This is a genomic window from Streptomyces acidicola (assembly GCF_009377235.1).
GTDB classification, from domain to species: domain Bacteria; phylum Actinomycetota; class Actinomycetes; order Streptomycetales; family Streptomycetaceae; genus Streptomyces; species Streptomyces acidicola.
In genome coordinates this window covers 26046-45420 of record NZ_VMNX01000053.1, presented here as the reverse complement: position 1 = coordinate 45420, position 19375 = coordinate 26046, and the positions used below count along the sequence as shown (strand labels likewise).

General features: G+C 69.9%; 11 protein-coding genes and 2 tRNA genes. 10 read left to right on the top strand and 3 right to left on the bottom strand.

What is annotated here, in order from left to right; translation table 11 throughout:
- Positions 1-454: 454 nt before the first annotated feature.
- From FPZ41_RS16745 to FPZ41_RS16735, 3 genes are all read right to left on the bottom strand, one after another.
- Positions 455-529, bottom strand: a tRNA-Asp gene (locus FPZ41_RS16745).
- A 118-nt stretch (positions 530-647) separates the two neighbouring features.
- Positions 648-4679 carry an ATP-dependent RNA helicase HrpA gene (hrpA, locus tag FPZ41_RS16740; RefSeq protein ID WP_152863409.1) on the bottom strand — a complete coding sequence of 1344 codons (4032 nt, stop codon included), beginning with the start codon at positions 4677-4679 and terminating at the stop codon, positions 648-650.
- A 164-nt stretch (positions 4680-4843) separates the two neighbouring features.
- Complete coding sequence (locus FPZ41_RS16735; RefSeq protein WP_322620324.1) at positions 4844-5371, bottom strand: hypothetical protein; 528 nt, start codon at positions 5369-5371, stop codon at positions 4844-4846.
- A gap of 206 nt (positions 5372-5577) precedes the next feature.
- Here FPZ41_RS16735 and FPZ41_RS16730 point away from each other — a divergent pair, with 206 nt between their 5' ends.
- From FPZ41_RS16730 to FPZ41_RS16685, 10 genes are all read left to right on the top strand, one after another.
- Entirely contained in the window at positions 5578-5928 is a 351-nt protein-coding gene (locus FPZ41_RS16730) for a metallopeptidase family protein (protein ID WP_131560439.1), read from the top strand.
- Positions 5929-6133: 205 nt separating this feature from the next.
- The gene (locus tag FPZ41_RS16725; RefSeq protein ID WP_152863407.1) at positions 6134-7801 is read left to right on the top strand and encodes a metallophosphoesterase family protein; all 1668 of its coding nucleotides are present in this window, start codon (positions 6134-6136) and stop codon (positions 7799-7801) included.
- 106 nt (positions 7802-7907) lie between these two features.
- Positions 7908-7980 (top strand) — tRNA-Glu (locus tag FPZ41_RS16720).
- Positions 7981-8540: 560 nt separating this feature from the next.
- Positions 8541-9293, top strand: a complete 753-nt coding sequence (locus FPZ41_RS16715; protein ID WP_228022775.1) for a hypothetical protein — start codon at positions 8541-8543, stop codon at positions 9291-9293.
- Positions 9280-10980 carry a GH3 family domain-containing protein gene (locus FPZ41_RS16710; protein WP_152863405.1) on the top strand — a complete coding sequence of 567 codons (1701 nt, stop codon included), beginning with the start codon at positions 9280-9282 and terminating at the stop codon, positions 10978-10980. Before FPZ41_RS16715 ends, FPZ41_RS16710 begins: the two co-directional genes overlap by 14 nt.
- The gene (locus FPZ41_RS16705; RefSeq protein WP_152863403.1) at positions 10977-11840 is read left to right on the top strand and encodes an SAM-dependent methyltransferase; all 864 of its coding nucleotides are present in this window, start codon (positions 10977-10979) and stop codon (positions 11838-11840) included. The genes FPZ41_RS16710 and FPZ41_RS16705 overlap by 4 nt, the downstream gene beginning before the upstream one ends.
- A complete protein-coding gene (locus tag FPZ41_RS16700; RefSeq protein ID WP_152863401.1) occupies positions 11837-13003 on the top strand; it encodes a hypothetical protein in 1167 nt (388 codons plus the stop codon). The genes FPZ41_RS16705 and FPZ41_RS16700 overlap by 4 nt, the downstream gene beginning before the upstream one ends.
- Complete coding sequence (locus FPZ41_RS16695) at positions 13000-13740, top strand: DUF6182 family protein (protein WP_322620323.1); 741 nt, start codon at positions 13000-13002, stop codon at positions 13738-13740. Before FPZ41_RS16700 ends, FPZ41_RS16695 begins: the two co-directional genes overlap by 4 nt.
- Positions 13741-14077: 337 nt before the next feature.
- A complete protein-coding gene (locus FPZ41_RS16690; protein WP_152863398.1) occupies positions 14078-15640 on the top strand; it encodes an acyl-CoA carboxylase subunit beta in 1563 nt (520 codons plus the stop codon).
- Between the two features lie 509 nt (positions 15641-16149).
- On the top strand, positions 16150-19011 hold the full coding sequence (locus FPZ41_RS16685) for a helix-turn-helix transcriptional regulator (protein ID WP_152863397.1): 2862 nt from the start codon (positions 16150-16152) through the stop codon (positions 19009-19011).
- Positions 19012-19375: the final 364 nt, after the last annotated feature.

Genomic DNA, 19375 nt, shown 5'->3' with positions numbered 1-19375 from the left:
CCCTGGACCCCCGGGGTTTGGGGCTGCGCCCCGGGCCTCCTCTTCGGGGTTGCGTCCCGGTGCCTTCCTCGGGGCTCCGCCCCGGACCCCGGTTTCGGGGGCCGGCCCCCGGACCCCCGCTCCTCAAACGCCGGAGGGGCTGGAGGGTGCGGGCGGCGCTGGAAGGTGTGGAGCGCGGCCGGAAGGTGCGGAGTGGAGCTGGATGGTGTGGTTGGGCCAAAGGCTCGCGTGGCGCCGGGTTTTGCCGGAGGGGCTGGGGGCCGGCCCGGACTGGGGGATTGCAGCCGGGGCTGGGAGTTTCCCGTAGGCGGCCGCCGAGGCCAAATGCCCGTCACACCGTCCGGCGTTTGAGGACGAGGCCGATCGGGCCGGCATGTCGGGGGAGCTGGGGGCGGAGCCCTCAGGTATGGCGAAGGGCCCGCAGCCTTGGTAGGCGCGGGCCCTTCTAAAGATGCGGTCCTGACGGGATTTGAACCCGCGGCCTCCACCTTGACAGGGTGGCGAGCACTCCAAACTGCTCCACAGGACCAGGTTTTGCTGCGCCTCCCGGCGGAGCCGGATAGTGACTCTGCCGTGCGTTGCGCTGCGAGAAGAGACTGTACAGGAGGGTGAGCCCCCGGTCGAACTCACCCGGAGTACCGGGGTGGTTACGGTACCGCCGCGTCGATGGCCTTCACGATGCGCTTGTCGGAGACGGGGTACGCCGTGCCCAGCGCGTGGGCGAAATAGCTGACGCGGAGTTCCTCGATCATCCAGCGGATGTCCAGGACGGAGGCGGGGACCGGGCGGCCCTGCGGCATCTGTTCCAGGAGCCAGGCGTACTCGTCCCGCATCTCGTGGATCTTCTCCATGCGGGTGGTGTCCCGCTGGACGTTCGTCGGCATCTGCTGGAGGCGACGGTCCACGGCCACCAAGTAGCGCATCAGGTCCGGCAGTCGGCGCAGACCCGTCTCCGTCACGAAGCCGGGCTTCACGAGGGCGTCCAGCTGCGCCCGTACGTCCTGGAGGTTCGGCAGAAGCACGGGGCTCCGTACGGTCTTCAGACGGCGCTCACAGGCCTGCCAGGCGGCCAGCACCTGCTGCACCTGGCCGACCGTACGGACCGTGGTGTCGACGATCTCGGCGCGCACCTTGTCGTACAGCTTCCGGTACGACGACTCGTCCCAGGCCGGTCCCCCGAGGTCCCCTATCAGCCGGTCGGCCGCGGCCGTCGCGCAGTCGTCGAACAGGCCCTGGATCGAGCCGTGGGGGTTCGCGGACAGGGCGAGCTTCTGGGGGTTCGTCAGCTTCTCCGAGGCGAATTTCGCCGGGTTCACCGGGATGCCCAGCAGGATCAGGCGGCGGGTGCCCTTCCACATGGCCTCCGCCTGCTCCGCCTCCGTGTCGAAGAGGCGGACCGAGACCGTGTCGCCCTCGTCGACCAGCGCCGGGTACGCCTTGACCGGCTGGCCGGCGCGGCGGGTCTCGAAGACGCGGGTGAGGGCGCCGATCGTCCAGTCGGTCAGGCCGGAGCGTTCCAGGGACTCGCCGCCCTGACGCTCCGCCGTGGCCGCGGCGGCCTGCGAGATGGCCTTCCTCGCCTTCGGCTTCAGCCTGAGCTGCAGGGCCTGAAGGTCCTTGTCCTCGGCGAGCTTGCGGCGGCGCTCGTCGACGATACGGAACGTGACGCGCAGGTGGTCCGGCACCTTCGCCCAGTCGAAGTCGTCGGCCTCGAAGGGGACGCCGACCATGCGCTTCAGCTCGCGCGCCATGGTCACCGTCAGCGGCTCCTGCAGCGGGACGGACGTGTCCAGGAACTTCTTCGCGAAGTTCGGCGCCGGTACGTAGTTGCGGCGGATCGGCTTCGGGAGGGAGCGGATGAGCTCCGTGACGAGCTCCTCCCTGAGGCCCGGGATCTGCCAGTCGAAGCCCTCGTCGGTGACCTGGTTGAGGACCTGGAGCGGGATGTGGACGGTCACACCGTCGGCGTCCGCGCCCGGCTCGAACTGGTAGGTGACGCGGAACTTCAGCTGCCCCTGCCGCCACGAGTCCGGGTAGTCGGCCTTGGTGACCGCCTCCGCCGATTCGCGGATCAGCATCTCCCGCTCGAAGTCGAGGTGGTCGGGCTGCTCGTGCCGCTTGCGCTTCCACCAGGAGTCGAAGTGGGCGCCGGAGACCACGTGTTCGGGCACGCGCTGGTCGTAGAAGTCGAACAGGGTCTCGTCGTCGACCAGGATGTTCCGGCGCCGGGCGCGGTGCTCCAGCTCCTCGACCTCGGTCAGGAGCTTGCGGTTGTCGGCGAAGAACTTGTGGTGGGTGCGCCAGTCACCCTCGACGAGGGCGTTGCGAATGAAAAGCTCGCGGCTCGTCTCCGGGTCGATACGGCCGTAGTTGACCTTCCGCTGGGCGACGATCGGGACGCCGTACAGCGTGACCTTCTCGTACGCCATCACCGCGGCCTGGTCCTTCTCCCAGTGCGGCTCGCTGTAGGTGCGCTTGAGGAGGTGCTCGGCGAGGGGCTCGATCCACTCGGGCTCGATGCGCGCGTTGACGCGGGCCCAGAGGCGCGACGTCTCGACGAGCTCGGCCGACATGACGAAGCGCGGGGGTTTCTTGAAGAGGGCAGAGCCCGGGAAGATCGCGAACTTGGCGTTGCGGGCACCCAGGTACTCGTTCCGGCCGCCCTCCTTGCGTGTGCCCTGGCCGGAGTCCTTGGACTCCCTCACGTCCTTCATGCCGATGTGCGAGAGCAGGCCGGCGAGCAGCGAGACGTGGATGCTCTGGTCGGCCGCCTCCTCCTCGTTGAGCCGGATGCCCATCTGCTTGGCGACCGTGCGGAGCTGGCTGTGGATGTCCTGCCACTCGCGGATGCGCAGGAAGTTCAGGTACTCCTGCTTGCACATGCGGCGGAAGGACGACGATCCCCGCTCCTTCTGCTGCTCCCGGATGTACCGCCACAGGTTCAGGTACGCGAGGAAGTCGCTCGTCTCGTCCTTGAAGCGGGCGTGCTGCTGGTCGGCCTGGGTCTGCTTGTCGGCGGGGCGCTCGCGCGGGTCCTGGATGGAGAGCGCGGCGGCGATGACCATGACCTCGTTCACGCAGCCGTTCCGGTCGGCCTCCAGGACCATACGGGCCAGGCGCGGGTCGACGGGGAGCTGGGCGAGTTTGCGGCCGGTCTGCGTGAGGCGTTTGCGCGGGTCTTTTGAATCCGAAGGAGGCCGCGAAGCGGCTCGTTGAGGGGTGGTGGTCGGGTGACGGGCGGGCGGGTCCAGCGCGCCCAGTTCCTGGAGGAGTTGGACGCCGTCGCGGATGTTGCGGTGGTCCGGCGGGTCGATGAAGGGGAACTTCTCGATCTCGCCGAGGCCGGCCGCGGTCATCTGGAGGATCACGGACGCGAGGTTCGTCCGCAGGATCTCGGCGTCGGTGAACTCCGGGCGGGCGGTGAAGTCGTCCTCCGAGTACAGGCGGATGCAGATGCCGTCCGACGTACGGCCGCAGCGGCCCTTGCGCTGGTTGGCGCTGGCCTGGGAGACCGCCTCGATGGGCAGCCGCTGCACCTTGGTGCGGTGGCTGTAGCGCGAGATGCGGGCGAAGCCCGGGTCGATGACGTACTTGATGCCGGGGACGGTCAGGGAGGTCTCGGCGACGTTCGTGGCGAGCACGATTCTGCGGCCGGTGTGCGGCTGGAAGACGCGGTGCTGCTCGGCGTGCGAGAGCCGGGCGTACAGAGGGAGTACTTCCGTGAAGCGATAGTTCTTCTTCACCAGCGCGTCCGCCGTGTCGCGGATCTCGCGTTCGCCGGAGAGGAAGACGAGGATGTCGCCCTTGCCCTCGGTCATCAGCTCCTCGACCGCGTCCGTGATCGCGGTGATCTGGTCGCGGTCGGCGTCGTCGGAGTCCTCTTCGAGGAGCGGGCGGTAGCGCACCTCCACGGGGTACGTCCGGCCGCTGACCTCGATGATCGGCGCGTCGCCGAAGTGGCGCGAGAAGCGCTCGGGGTCGATGGTGGCGGAGGTGATGACGACCTTCAGATCCGGCCGTTTCGGCAGCAGCTGGGACAGGTACCCCAGCAGGAAGTCGATGTTGAGGGACCGCTCGTGGGCCTCGTCGATGATGATCGTGTCGTAGGCGCGCAGCTCGCGGTCCGTCTGGATCTCGGCGAGCAGGATGCCGTCCGTCATCAGCTTGACGAAGGTGGCGTCCGGGTTCACCTGATCGGTGAAGCGCACCTTCCAGCCGACGGACTCACCCAGGGGTGTGTCCAGCTCCTCCGCCACGCGCTCGGCGACCGTCCTGGCGGCGATACGGCGGGGCTGCGTGTGCCCGATCATGCCGCGGACGCCACGGCCCAGCTCCATGCAGATCTTCGGGATCTGCGTGGTCTTGCCGGAGCCCGTCTCACCGGCGACGATCACGACCTGGTGGTCGCGGATCGCCTCGGCGATCGTGTCCTTCTTCTGGCTGACGGGCAGTTGCTCGGGGTAGGTGACGGCGGGCACGCGGGCACGCCGCCCGGCCATCCGGTCCTCGGCCGTCGCCACCTCCGCCTCGATCTCGGCGACGACGGCGGCGCGGGCCTCCGGATTGCGGATCTTGCGCGCGCCTTCGAGCCTGCGCCCGAGCCGGTGCGCGTCGCGCAGGGACAGCTCGGCCAGGCGGGGGGCGAGGGCGCCGAGGGCGGGGGCAGGATGCGTAGACATACGGGGACCAGGATCTCACCTCGCCGAAATTGCTGGCGAACGCTTTTGTGCTCCGCATCGGGGGGCGGCGGGCCGAGGCCACGAAGGCGATCCGGGTGCCGCTCCCTCTCCCGGCGCCCAGGCATCCGTCCGCCGGTCTCCGTGTGCCTCGGTCTCCCGTCGCCCTACGCCGCTGCTTCCCCCGCCCGTGGCGCCGGCTCGCGTTCCACCAGCTGCGTGCTCTGCTCGTGGGCCGAGGACGAGGGCTCCGGTGTGGAGGGTTCGGGGGCAGGGGACTCCGGTTCCTTCGTGGGCGGGGGCTGCTCCGGCGTGCGCGTGGGGGTCGGCTCGTCCCGCGGGGGCTCGGGCTTCTGCGGCCCGTCGTCGTTGCCGCCGCCCTCGCTGTCCTTCGCGGTCGCCCCGGGGGACGGCTTCCTGGTTCGGGAGGCGGAGGCCGAGGGGGACGACGACGCGGACTCGGACGTGTGGGGCTCGGCCGCCGCGCCCTTCTTCCCGCGCCCGCCGTGGTGGTCGGTGCCGCCACCGTCGGACCCCGCCGTCCCACCCTCCGGCTCCTCGCCGCCCCGCTGCCGGGCCGAGTGCGAGGGCCCCGGCCTGGCCCCGTCGTCGTCGCCCACGCTCACACAGCCGGCGGCCGCGGCGAGGGTCATGACCGTGGCGGCCAGACGGACGGGTACGTACAAGGCGCGCACGGGCAGCCACCTCCGAGGGCGGGCGGGAGAAGTCAACCTGCCCAACTCCCGCCGCCCACAAGAGGACACGCGCCCCGGATGAGCGTGGCTCAGCCGTGACCGAGGGCGTACAGTACGCCGCCGCACCCCCGGCTCCGCGAGCGACTCGCGGACGGCGGGCAACCCCGTCCCGCTCCCCCGGCGCGGCCGTCCGTGACAATGGCCGTGTGCTGGAGATGACGCGCGAGGCGTTCGAAGAGCTGGTGAGTGAAGCCCTGGACCAGATCCCGCCGGAGCTGACACGGGTCATGGACAACGTGGCCGTGTTCGTCGAGGACGAGCCTCCCGCGGACGACCCGGAGCTCCTGGGCCTGTACGAGGGGACCCCGCTGACCGAGCGCGGCGAGTGGTACGCCGGAGTGCTCCCGGACCGCATCACGATCTACATGGGCCCGACCCTGCGCTACTGCGAGACGGCGGAGGACGTGGTGCACGAGGTGGCCGTCACGGTCGTCCACGAGGTGGCGCACCACTTCGGCATCGACGACGAGCGGCTCCACGAGCTGGGCTGGGGCTGACCCGGGGCCGCCCGGCGTCCACAGGCCCCGAGAGCCGCAGGACGAGACAGACGACACGGACCACACGGAACAGACGACACAGACGACACAGACGACATAGAACAGACAGCACAGACGACACAGACGAGTCAGGCGAGACATTGGTCACCTCGGTCTCCACTACCAGCCCCGCATAGCCACCCCCGTAACCGGGCATACGGGATCAATGGCCCGCGTCCCCGCTCTCGCTGTCGCCGCCCTGCGGCGCGTACGGCAGTCGCCCGGCGCCCTGGTCGGTCAGTACCGGGCGCGCCGTTCGCACCCGACCGTCGAGCTCGTCAACCAGCCCCACCCCTGGACCCGTGCCCTCGGCCTCGTCGCCGTGGTGCTGCTCGGCGCGTGGCTGGGCCTGCTGATCGTGGGGAACGTCCGCACGCCGGTCGGCCCCATGAACACCACGATGACCCTGCGTCCCTCGCTCGACGGCGGCACGAAGATCAACGTCTCGCCGCTCGGCGCGCTGGAGCTGAGCAGCCATGTCGCGCCCGTCCGCCTCGACGTGAACGTGGACCAGCTCGACCCGGTCCGCGCCCAGGCCCTGGTGGACCACCCCGAGCGGATCTCCGGCCTCCAGGACGAGATCGCGAGTGACGTCCGGCACGGCACGTTCGACCTGGCCCTGCGCTCCTGTGTGGCCGTGGTGTCGGGGGCCACCGCGCTCGGGCTCGCCGTCTACCGCCGCCCGCGCCGCGCCCTCGCCGCCGGCGGCCTCGCCCTGGGCCTGCTCACCGTGTCCGGCGGCACCGCCTTCGCCACCTGGAACCCGAACTCCGTGCTGGAGCCCAAGTTCTCCGGGCTGCTGTCCTCGGCGCCCTCCCTCGTCGGCAACGCGCGCAGCATCGTCACCGAGTTCGACGTCTACCAGAAGGAGCTGGCGCGTCTGGTGACGAACGTGACCAAGCTGTACGACGTCACGTCCACCCTCCCCGTGTACACCCCGGACCCGAGCACGATCCGGGTCCTGCACGTGTCGGACATCCACCTCAACCCGGCGAGCTGGAAGATCATCGCCTCGCTGGTCGAGCAGTACGACATCAACGTCATCGTCGACTCCGGCGACACCATGGACCACGGGACCGCGGCCGAGAACGGCTTCCTGGAACCGATCGCGAGCCTCGGGGCGCCGTACGTGTGGGTGCGCGGCAACCACGACTCGATGACCACCCAGCGCTATCTGGAGAACATGAAGAACGTGCACGTCCTGGACGAGGGCCGGGCGCTCTCGGTGGCAGGGCTGCGCTTCGCGGGCATGGGAGATCCCCAGTTCACCCCCGACCGCTCGGCGAAGCTCGGGGGCGCCCAGTCGGAGGAGCTGGCCGGTGCCCGGCTGGCGTCCGCGCTCCGGGATCAGGAGAGGGCGGGCAGGCCGGTGGACGTGGCGATCGCTCACAACCCGGACGCGGCCCGCCAGACGGACGGCGAGGTGCCGCTGGCGCTGGCCGGGCATCTCCACCACCAGGAGATGGAGGTCATGAAGTACGGCACACGGCTGCGCCTCGAGGGTTCGACGGGCGGTAGCGGGCTGCGGGCGGTGGAGGGCGAGTACCCCGACCCCATCGAGGCCTCGGTCCTCTACCTCGACCGGGAGACCCGCCGCCTCCAGGCCTGGGACGAGATCAAACTGGGCGGCCTGGGCCTGACGACGGCCGAGGTCAGCCGTCACCTTCCGGAGGAGAACCAGCCCGGGGCGACTCCGTCACCCACTCCGTCCCCCAGCCTGTCCTCGAACCGGTCCCCGGGTTCGTCGCCAGGTTCGTCCCTGAGTTCGCCGCCGGGCCTGTCGCCGGGTTCGGCTTCGCGTCCGTCCGGCAGTCCGTCGCCCACAGGGCGCTGAGGGCCGGTCGCCGACCGGGCCCTGAAACGGTTTTGGCGAACCCTCCTCGCATCGCCTATGCTTCTCACGTCCCCGACGCGCTGCAAAGCGCCCAGGTGGGCCGATAGCCCTCATCGTCTAGCGGCCTAGGACGCCGCCCTTTCAAGGCGGTAGCACGGGTTCGAATCCCGTTGGGGGCACCGACTGCGCTGCGTCAGCAGCGCTTTCTTTTTTCCCATGCCGCTGCCGGTGCACGCTTCGAACCGAAGCGTGCACCGGCAGCGAGCTGTGTGGGCGGTGTGGGCTGTCCGGGTGGTGTGGGCGGCCGGGCCCGGCCTTCTCGTCCTGAGCTGTCCCGCATCCTGATCACCCAGGCCAAGCAGACCGCCGAGCGGTCCTGGCTGGGCGAGGTGTCCGTGGTGGTGCTGAGGACCGCCTCCAGGCCCACCGGCCGGGCGTCGCCTCCGGGGTGGCTGGGGCTGCTGCGCGGCCATGCCTCGCCCGGCCGGATCCCGCACGGCAGTGACCACCCCGTCGGCACTGCGCAACCCAACACGCCGAGTACCGGCCCCTCAATGCCGGGGTTCGGTGACCGTGCAGGTAGGGGGCACTACGGGTTGAGACCACCACCGTCCAACTGTCACTAATAGTGGTCTCGGGTCGTCACCGGCTCGCGCCGAGAACGGTCCGATGTCCGATCACTCGGGCCGTACCGGCCGGCCTGCTGCGCCAGTTCAGAGAGAAGGACGGTGGACGCCGTATGACTGAACCCCCCACTGGCCACGGCGTGACGGCGAGTCCGTTACGCCGTGTCACCGAAGCACACCGCGTCCAGTCGTCGGCCGGCACGGGCGCGCAGGGCCTGGCGGACCGGGCGACGCCACCGTTCTCCGTCGTGCTGGGCACCGACTACGCGGGCAAGTCCGCCGCGCTGAAGGAACTCGCCGGACGCGCCGGCGGCGTGCGGATCGTCTCCGCCGACGAGGAGCTGCTCGACCCCGGGCACTCGTTGATCGCCCGGCTGCGTCGCGGACTGGTGGGCGACGTGATGCCCGCCCTGCACCACGACTACTCGGCCGACTTCATGCTGACGATGTTGCAGACGGCCGTGCTGCACCTGAGGGACAGCATCATGCGCAGCCCTGCCGGCGCCCCCGTCCTGGTGGATTCCTACTACTACAAGATGCTCGCCAAGTGCCGTCTCACCGGCCTGGACGAGCACCCGTTGTTCGACTGGTGGCGGTCCTTCCCCAGGCCCCAGCAGGTCATCTTCCTGGAGGTGTCCGCCGAGACGGCCTGGCGGCGCTGCGGCGAGGGCCGCGATCTCAACCCGCTGGAGCACTACGGACAGCACGGCGACCGCGCGTCCTTCGAGAGTTTCCAGGCCGACCTGAACGAGGCGCTGCGGGAAGAGGTCCGTTCCCTGCCCGTCTCGTTCATCGGCGAACAGGACCAGGTGTCCACCGTCGCGCAGCAGATCCAGGAGGTGCTCGGCGTCCATGAACTTGTCTGAGGAGTGGGCGGACCCCGACCGTGTCCGCCGCTACCGGCGGCGTGTCTTCGGCGAGCGCGAGGAGATCGTCTCCGCACTGGCCGAGGCCCGGGGGCAGCAGCAGCGTGTGCTGCGTGAACTCACGGAGTTCAACGCGGGCACCGAGTACGGACGCGCCCACGGCTTCGACTCGGTCCGCGATCTGAGCGACCTCCGCAAGGCCGTCCCGATCAACGACTACGCCGCCCTGGGGCCGTCCATCGAACGGATGGCGGCCGGTGAGAGCAACGTGCTCAGCGCCGACGATCCCGCCGTGTACTTCACCAGCAGCGGCACGACCGGCGCGCACAAGAAGGTCCCGGTCACCCCGAGCTTCATGCGGCGCACCTTCTTTCCGTTCTACTACGCCGCCTGGGCCCCGCTCATCGAACACTTCCCCGACGTGCTCGCCCGCCCGGACGCCGTGCTCAACCTGAAGCACGATCCCCTGAGCGCTCCGCCCACCACCGCCTCGGGACGGCCGCATGTAGGGGCCAGCCAGGTCGACTTCGGTGCGAAGTTCGGTGAGCCGCTGTCGGCCGAACCCGGCACGGGTGCGCCCTGGGGCACCCTGCCGGTGCCCGTCGAGGCGCACGAGCACCTGGAGAAGGCCTACCTGCGGCTGCGCCTGGCGGTCACCAGCGACGTACGCTGCGTCATCGGGATCAACCCGGCCATGGTCGCCGCCCTGCCCTACCAACTCCGGCTGTGGTGGCCACGGTTGGTGAAGGAGATCCACGACGGCACGCTCGGCGGTCTGCACCGCACCGACCCCGATCCCGAGCGGGCGCGGGAACTGGAGCGCCTCGCCCACCACTTCGGCACGATCCGCCCGGCCCACGTCTGGCCGCACATGCGGGCGCTGTTCTGCTGGACCACCGGCATGGCGTCGCTCTATCTGCCGCGACTGCGCGAGGAGTTCGGCCCCGGCGTGGCCACGCTGCCCGCGCCGGTCGCCGCCTCGGAAGGGCCGGTGGGCGTCGCGCTCGACCGGCACACCTCGGCCTGCTCGCTCACCGTGGGCGCCTCGGTGTACGAGTTCCTGGACGCCGACGACGACATCAGGCCCGACGCCGAGACGCTGGCGTGGGACGAGCTGGAAGCGGGACGTGACTACCACGTCGTCTTCAGCCACATCGGCGGGCTGTACCGCTACGCGGTGGGTGACGTGGTCCGTGTGGTGGACCGTGTCGACGGAGTACCGCGGGTCGAGTACGCCGGGCGCGCCACCCGGTCGGACGCCGCCGGGGAACGCCTGCGGGACGCGCAGGTGCTCCGGGCGCTGGCCGCGGTGGCCCGGAGCACGGGCCTCGATGTGCGCAACGCCGCCTGCCGGGTCGTCGGTGCGGACGGCAGTGCGCCGTCGTACGAGTTCGCGCTGGCACCGTACGGGGCGTGGTCGCCCGCGGAGACCACGCGCTTCGCGGCGCTGCTCGACACCGCGATCGGCGGTGAGTCGGGCGACTACCGCACGGCACGCTCCGAGGGGCGTCTGGGCGCCCTGACGGTGGGCCTGCTGGACGAGGACGCGTTCCTGGCGGACTGGCACACGGCCGTCGCCACCGGCATCCGGCCGACCCAGGTGAAGGACCGGCTCTTCCGGCAGGACCCGGCACTGTGGGAACGACTGACCGGCGCCGCACGGCCCGTCGGGGAAGGACAGGCATGACGAACACCCTGGACGCCGTTGAGCAGACGTCCCTGCTGACGGCCGCTCTGCGCGCGGCGGAGACGAGCCGCGAGGACCGGCTCTTCGACGACCCCTACGCCGCCCGGCTGGCGGGGGACGCGGGAATGGGGCTGCTGCGGGAGATACGCGAGGCCACGTTCCCGCGCGGCGGGGAACGCACCGTGCCCAGCACCCCCGACTACAACGCCATCCGCACCCGCTTCCTGGACGACCTCCTCCAGGGTGCGGCCCGCGCCGGCGCCACCCCGCAGGTCGTGCTCGCTCCCGCCGGAATGGACTCGCGGGCCTACCGCATGCGGTGGCCCGACGGCACGCGCTTCTTCGAGCTCGACCGGCCCGCCGTGCTGGCCTACAAGGAGGAGCAACTGCGGTCCGAGCGGCCGCGGGTCGACCGGCGGGCCGTGGCGCTCGACCTCACCCGGCCCGGTTGGCAGGACGGACTCCTCGCGGCCGGATACGACCCGGACCGCCCCTCCGTCTGGCTTCTGGAGGGCCTGCTCTACTACGTCGGCCAGGAGGACGCGCACCGCCTGCTGGACCAGGTGGCGGCCCTCATGGCGCCGGACAGCCGGATCGCCGCGGACCTCGTCAACGCGGCGGCGCTGACGCTGCCGGACGTCCGGGCGCTCCTGGACGTGTTCGCCGGCTGGGGCTGCCCGTGGGTGTTCGGCACGGACGAGCCCGAAGCGCTTTTCGACGCGCACGGCTTCCAGGTGGAGGCGGTACAGCCCGGCGACCCGGACGCCGACTACGGCCGCTGGCCGGACCCGGTGCCCGAGCGCTCCGTGACGGGCGTGCGGCGGGTGTTCTTCGTCCACGGGCGGAAACGGCCGGTATGAACGGCACCCTGACCGCACAGGACCCGGCCGTCGCCGCGCAGGGGCGCCGGCCGGGCAGGCCCCGTGTGCTGCTGGCGCCGATCACCGTGACCCCGTCCAAGCCGCTCACCCCCAGCCATCTCAAGGGCCTGCTGTGGACCGATGTGATGTACCGGGCCAGCAGCGGGCTGGCCGACGTCACCTATCGCTACAGCCCCACCACCTATCACCTGACCGAGCAGACGCTGGGTTTCTGGGAGTACCTCGACCGTACGGTCGGGGACGCCGACTACTCCGGGCTGTCGGAGGAGCAGGTCGGTGAGATGTACGTCGGTTACCGGGCGCGGCAGGAGAAGGCCGGCGCGGCGGCCCTGCGCCCCTACGCCGAGGCGGTGGAGACGCACGGCTGGGTGCACCCGGCCGGTGCCCGGGTCCTGGAACTCTGGACGGCGCACTACGCGCGCCTCGGCATGCACGACCCCGGGCTGCTGGCGCACCAGCCGCCCGCTCTCGGCGCCGAGGAGTCGGTCGAGCGGCTGTCCGCCCTGGGGTTCTGCCTGGATCTGCGGGCCTGCGGGGGGCCCGTGTACCTGGACGCCACCCGGTACGGTCTGCCGCTGCGCCAGATCGTCGACTCCCACGGCCGCCCCAACTATCTGGCCTGCATGATGCGCGAACTCCTGCCGCTGGCCCCGTCCTTCGACGAGGTCGTTCTGCTGTACGACCGGGAGCTGGAGGCCGACTACCACCTGGTGGAACGCGTGCTGGTGGCCACCGGCACCACCGTGCGCCGTGTCGTTCTCGGCCGTGTCCCGATCGACGGCCGGATCCGGTCCGCGCGCCACGGCGGCTGGCAGGGGCATACGGTCGATGCCCTCCTGGACGAGGTGGGCGAAGGGTGTGACGAGGCGGTGCTGCGTCTCGGTATGCGCCTGTACTTCATAGCGGTGCTCGGTACGGGCCAGCAGCAGTCGTTCCGCAAGGACGTACTGCGTCAGAGCCTGGCCCGTGCCACCCGGCTGCTGTCGGACGGCCGGAGCCCCGACCCGGCCGCCGTGCCGGAAGTACTGGCCCGCCACCGCAAGGACCATCTGCACGTCAACCCCTACCGTCTGACGGCCGGCCTGCTGGCCAGGCACCGCCCCGCTCCACCCCGGGACCTCCTGGAGGCGGTCTACCTGTGATCATTTCCCAGCAGCTGCTGCGTGCCGAGAACGCCCGGCGCGTCCGTGACGTCCGGCCCGAGCTGGCCGCGCGGGTCGATCTGCTGACCGACGAGGGACTGCTCGCGGCGCGCGAGGAGGTGGCGGCGGCGAGCGAGGATCCCAAGGTGCTGGCGGTCTGCGTGCTGCGCGGCTTCGATCTGCCCGCCTGGCTCGGGGAGACGTACGCCTTCGCCCGCCGCGTCGGTCACGAGGCGGCGGCAGCGTGGCGCCACGACTTCACGCGCACCGTCTTCCTGGCCGGTAACCCGGTCAACCTGCGCGAGCGGTTCGACTTCGACCATGTCGCCGACGACGGCTCGACCGCCTGGCTCGGTCCGGCGCCCGCCGAACACAGCACGGCCCTGCGCCGCCTGCTCAAACTGTTCCCCGCCACCGCCGAGCTGCCCGCCCTGCCCGGTACGGTCGTCGAACTGCCCGCAGACGGCCCTGCCGGCGACCGTGCCCCGGTGCACCGCGAGCTGTACCTGGCCACGGCCGGTCTGACGATCGCCGCGTGTCTGGTCCACCTGCACCATCTGGTGAGCGAGGCGGTCCTCGACGGCCTCCTGGGCCCCGGCGACCGGCTGACGCTGCGGCCGGTCCCGCACCTGGTCGGGGTCACGGGCCCCTTCGCGGCCCTGCGAATCGGCACATCGCACGGGCAGCCCCACCAGCTACGCGCCTACGCGGCCCTCAGCGCCGGCCGAACGGCCTGACGGCGTGCCCCTGGTTTCTTCTTGCGCCTTTTTCCGGTCGGTCGCGCCGTAAGCGCCGCGTGCCGCGCCGGGCGCCCTTTCAAACCTGTACGCAATTGAAAAGCAGGCCAACCTGTGGTGACGTGCCGTTACTTGAGGCCCCGGGATTTCGGTGCGGTGTCATATCCCCGAGGAGATTGAGGGGGTCTCAGGGGATGAACAGGGGTCGTGGTGATTTCTACGATTGCCGTGTCCGGCCGGGCCGTAAGAATTCGCGAACCTCGACGTCGAATGCCTGAAGTACCGCAAGTACCGCCGCACAGCCGACTGATTCGGGCAGATTCGGAGGGATCGCAGCATGCAGGTCGCGCACGATTTCCCCAGCCGCGTCGAGGAGCTTCGCTCCCTTCGGGAGGAGGTCCGCCGCGGCCCCAGTGAGAAGGCGACCGAGGCCCAGCACGCCAAAGGCAAGCTGACCGCCCGCGAGCGGATTGAACTGCTGCTGGACGAGGGTTCGTTCAACGAGGTGGAACCCCTTCGGCGGCATCGGGCAACCGGATTCGGCCTGGAAGACCGCAAACCGTACACGGACGGTGTCGTCACGGGCTGGGGAACGGTGTACGGAAGTGCAGTCTTTGTGTACGCCCACGACTTCCGTGTCTTCGGCGGTGCCCTCGGCGAGGCCCACGCACAGAAGATCCACAAGATCATGGACATGGCCCTCACGGCGGGCGCGCCCATCGTGTCCCTGAACGACGGTGCGGGCGCCCGGATCCAGGAAGGCGTCTCGGCGCTCGCCGGCTACGGCGGGATCTTCCAGCGCAGCACGAGGGCTTCCGGGGTCGTCCCGCAGATATCGGTGATGCTGGGACCGTGCGCCGGGGGCGCCGCCTACGCCCCCGCCCTGACGGACTTCGTGTTCATGGTCCGCGGGACCTCGCAGATGTTCATCACGGGCCCCGACGTGGTCCGCGCGGTGACCGGGGAGGAGATCTCGCACGACGGCCTCGGCGGAGCGGACGTGCACGCCGAGACGAGCGGCGTGGCGCACTTCGTGTACGACGACGAGGAGACCTGCCTCGAAGAGGTCCGCTATCTGCTGTCGCTGCTGCCGGGCAACAACCGGGAGAACCCGCCGTCCGTCGAGGCGGACGACCCGGTGGGCCGGCGGTGCGAGGCCCTGCTCGACCTGGTGCCGGCCGACGGCAGCCGCGCCTACGACATGCGCGAGGTCATCACGGAACTCGTCGACGACGGCGACTACTTGGAGATCCACGAGCGCTGGGCCACCAACATCGTCGTCGCCCTGGCCCGGCTCGGCGGCCGTGTGGTCGGCGTCGTCGCCAGTCAGCCCGCCTCGCTGGCCGGAGTCCTGGACATCAAGGCCTCGGAGAAGGCCGCCCGGTTCGTGCAGATGTGCGATGCCTTCAGTATTCCGCTGGTCACCCTGGTCGACGTACCCGGATTCCTCCCCGGAGTGAGCCAGGAGCACGACGGCATCATCCGGCACGGCGCCAAACTGCTGTACGCCTACTGCAATGCCACGGTGCCCCGGATCTCGGTCACCCTGAGGAAGGCGTACGGCGGTGCCTACATCGTGATGGACTCCCAGTCGATCGGCGCCGACCTCACGTTCGCCTGGCCGACGAACGAGATCGCCGTGATGGGTGCGGAAGGCGCCGCGAACGTCATCTTCAGGCGCCGGATCGCGGAAGCTCCCGACCCGGAGGCGATGCGGGCACGGCTGGTCAAGGAGTACAGGACCGAGCTGATGCACCCGTACTACGCGGCCGAGCGCGGACTGCTCGACGATGTGATCGACCCCACCGAGACCCGCCAGGTACTGATCCGCTCCCTGGACATGCTGCACAGCAAGCATGCGGACCTCCCGCTCCGGAAGCACGGAAACCCGCCCCAGTGACACGGTGATCCGTCCGGTGCGACCCCTGGGGAGCCCCTAGGGACCCCTGACCTGTCGTCCAGGGGTCTCAAGGCGCGCTCGTCCGGATAGAGAGACAGTCATGACCAGCCTGTGCGCGATGAGGAGCGGCTGCCTGCCGACCGCCGACGACCCGCCAACGCCACCTGGTGTGGTGACTGGTCGTACCATCCGTCTCCCTACTGGCATGACGTCGCGAGGCTCGGGCCCGGCGCCGAGGCCGACGAGCCGCGGGACCTTCTCCCCTGGCGTTCCCCTGACGTAAAAACCCCGCCACAGGTTCATTGGGGTGTCAAAAAAACATTCCCGCCGAACTGTAAGCGGAAGGTGATGTACCGTGAGGCCCATCGGGATTCCTCGGGTCGCTTGCGAATGATCGGCGACGCAGTAGCCTGAGGAGAAGGGGGAGTGCCGAAACGGTCACCGTGGTATCACACGGCAGGACCGGAGTGGAATGTCGCCCGACTGAGAAAGATGGCTGTAATTTGCTGGTGGATCACGACGAGGCCCTGCAGTTGGTTTGGGATGACATTCTAAATCCCGGTCGTAAGGGGGGTGGAATAGCCGTCGTCAGGGGATTTACGGGATCGGGTAAGACCACCCTCCTCAACCGGCTCGCCGAGCGGGCCGGTGCGGCGGGAATGGTCACCCTGTACGCCACCGGGTGCCCGGGCGAGCAGCGGTCTCCGCTGAGCGTCATCGAGCAGTGGTTCAGCGGGTGCGCCGAGACCCGCGACGGCATTGCGGCCCAGCTGAGCGCCCTCCTCGCGGAGCACGGGGAAGCCGCGTCGGGCTCGCCGGACCGCGACGAGGAGCTTCTCGTGCGGCAGGCGCAGGCACTTGTCGGCGACACTCTGCGGGATCTCGCCGAGCAGGGCCCCGTGGTGGCCGTCGTGGACGACGCACACTACAGCGACGCCGCCTCGATAAAAGTCCTGCGCTTTCTGAGCAATCGGCTCCGTCGGCGACGCGTTTTCCTCGTGCTGACCGACCGGACGGACCAGGGCAAGGAATACCGATCCTTACGGGCCGCCATTATGAGGAATGCCCGTCCGCTGGTTCTGCAACTCGCGCACCTTACCCATCGGAGTGCGGCGCAACTCCTTCACGGATTAACGGGACACCGATTTTCCGAGGATTACGTCAAAGGTGTCCTGGAAATAAGCGGAGGGAACCCACGCCTGGTGTCGGCGATCGCGTACGACTCCAAGTGCGCGCACCGGGATGTTCCTCCCGAGCAATGGACTCCCGTTCTGGGGACCGCATTCCGTGAGACCGTCTCCCTCCTGATCTCCGCACATCGGCCGGAGAGCGTCGAGTCGGTCGCCCGTGCCCTGGCGGTGCTCGGTGACGTCCGCTCGCCGGACCTGCTCAGTGCGCTGAGCGGGGTCGAGCCGGTGAAGGTCGTGGCGGCTCTGGACCTGCTGGAGGACAGCGGCCTGGTGACCGGTGGACGCTTTCGGCATCCGGTGATGCAGGCGGCCGTATGGGAGGACACCGGTTTCACCTGCCGCGCCGAACTGAGCAGGAGCGCCGCGCGGCTGCTCTACGAGTCCGGGGCGCCGTCCCCCGACGTCGCCCGGTGCATCACGGCGACGGGAACCGTCACGGCCGACTGGGAGGTCTCCGTCCTGCGCGAGGCCGCCAGGCAGGCGAAGGCCGAGGGACGGTGGCACCAGGCCGTCGAACTGATGGAGTCGGCGCACGGCTTCAAGGACGGGTCGGACGATCACACCGAACTGCTCATGGCGGTCACCCGGGCCAAATGGCAGGTGGACGCCTATGTGGCCGCGCGCCATCTGGCCGACCTGGTGGCCGCCGCACGCGAGGGCCGGCTGCGGGACCGTGACCTCATGCTGCTGGCGCAGATGCTCGTCTGGCACGGGCGCCTCGACGAGGCGGAAACCGTACTGCGGCTGCTGCGGGACCGAGCCGGCGAGAGCCCGGAGACGGCCACCGAACTGGCCGTCGTCGAAAAGCTGTTGAGCCTGTTCTTCACAGGCCTGCGAGGAGCGGACACGCAGGCGTCGCCCGCGCCGGCGGACACGGCCCCGTGGCAGGTGTTGAGCCGGACCGCTCCGCCCTGGCCGCAGGCGGTTCTCACCACGCGCGACCTGATGCGGACCAAGGCGGACGGCCTGTACCGCGTCATCGTCGGACAGCTGGCGTCGGCCTTCTTCGCGGCGGGAGACGCCGATGCGCAGACGCCGGACATCAACCAGTACCACTACTGCTTCCTGCTGCTGCGCCACGTCAGCGCCAGCTGGTCGGCCATGCCGCAGATCGACGGAGTCTCCGCGGAGCTCTTCGAGCGCCTGAGCCCCTTTCAGCGGGCCCTGCTCCGCGGACTGCAGGCCGCCGGCTTCTTCGCCCAGGGAAGGCTGGAAGAGGCCGAGGCCCATGCCAGGGTCGCGCTCGAACGGCCGCAGGCCTGGGGAGTGGCCGTCGGCCTGCCGCTGAGCATCCTGATCCTCGCGCTGACCCGGCGTGGAAAACCGGCCGAGGCGGCCGACGTCCTCAACATCCCGGTGCCCCCGGCGATGCTGGAGTCGCACTTCGGCAGGGTGTACCTGCACGCCCGAGGGCAGTACCACCTCGCCACGAACAACGCCTACGCGGCGCTCCGTGACTTCCTCGCCTGCGGCGAGGCCGAGCGGCAGGGAGGGTACCCGCCGGTGCCGACGTGCCCATGGCAGGCGGGCACCGCCGAGGCGTATCTGCTCCTGGACCGGAAGGACGAGGCGGTCCGGATGGCGGAGGAGGCGATCGCCACGGCAGGCGACGACCTGGCCCGGCTGAAGGCCCAGGCATTGCGCGTCCTGGCGCTGACACGGCCCGTCGAGCGGCGAGGGGGCCCGCTGCGCGAGGCGATGAGCCTGCTGGAGGAATCCGGTGACCCTGTCGAACTCGCTCACGTCCTGGACGAGCTGGGGCAGGTCCACTACGCGCTCGGCCACGCGGAGACCGGTCGTTCCCTGATGCGGCGGGCTCTGCGTATGGCGCGGGCAGGCGGTTTCGAGGGCGCTCTGAAACGGAGCCTGCGGGAAACGTCCGGTATGGAGGCCGTGATCCCCAGCCCGGCCGTCATGGGCGCGCCCCCACCCGTGCCGGGCACCCGGGCCGGTCAGGAGCCCGAGGCGAGCGAGGCGTTCAGCGCCCTGAGCCCGGCCGAACAGCGCGTCGCCTGGCTGGCCAGTATTGGTTACAGCAATCGTGAGATAGCCTCCAAGTTATTTGTCACCGTGAGCACTATCGAGCAGCATCTCACCCGGATATACCGGAAACTCAAGGTCAAGCGGCGGGAGGATCTCGCGGCGGCCTGCCCCGTACCAGCGGACGTGGCCTTGCTGTAAGGGGCCCAGGCCCTTACAGCAAGGACCCGCCTGCCCTTGTCATAAGAGACCCCAGGCCTTTGTCGTAGGGGTCCTCAGATCTCCCCTTCCGGTGCGCCGGGTGTCGTACGTGTTTCGTCACGACACCTGGCGCACCGTTTTTCCCGCGCGCACTACCCCCTCATCGCATATTCAGAGCCCCGGAAGAGGGGGCTGTCGGGGTGGGGTAGGGGTGGCCCGGCATTCGCTCCGGTAAATAGAGTTCAAGTCAGTTCAAGCCTCGGCGCGATGATGCGATGAAGAGCCCGGTAAGGCAGGCCTTGCACATCGTAGAGCGCCGCATCACGGAAACTCAATTCGGCAGGATTGTTATGGCTCGAATACG

Coding starts and splice junctions, on each gene's coding strand:
- hrpA (WP_152863409.1), bottom strand. CDS start 4,679: ATGTCTACGCATCCTGCCCCCGCCCTCGGCGCCCTCGCCCCCCGCCTG.
- FPZ41_RS16725 (WP_152863407.1), top strand. CDS start 6,134: ATGGCCCGCGTCCCCGCTCTCGCTGTCGCCGCCCTGCGGCGCGTACGG.
- FPZ41_RS16715 (WP_228022775.1), top strand. CDS start 8,541: ATGACTGAACCCCCCACTGGCCACGGCGTGACGGCGAGTCCGTTACGC.
- FPZ41_RS16710 (WP_152863405.1), top strand. CDS start 9,280: ATGAACTTGTCTGAGGAGTGGGCGGACCCCGACCGTGTCCGCCGCTAC.
- FPZ41_RS16705 (WP_152863403.1), top strand. CDS start 10,977: ATGACGAACACCCTGGACGCCGTTGAGCAGACGTCCCTGCTGACGGCC.
- FPZ41_RS16700 (WP_152863401.1), top strand. CDS start 11,837: ATGAACGGCACCCTGACCGCACAGGACCCGGCCGTCGCCGCGCAGGGG.
- FPZ41_RS16690 (WP_152863398.1), top strand. CDS start 14,078: ATGCAGGTCGCGCACGATTTCCCCAGCCGCGTCGAGGAGCTTCGCTCC.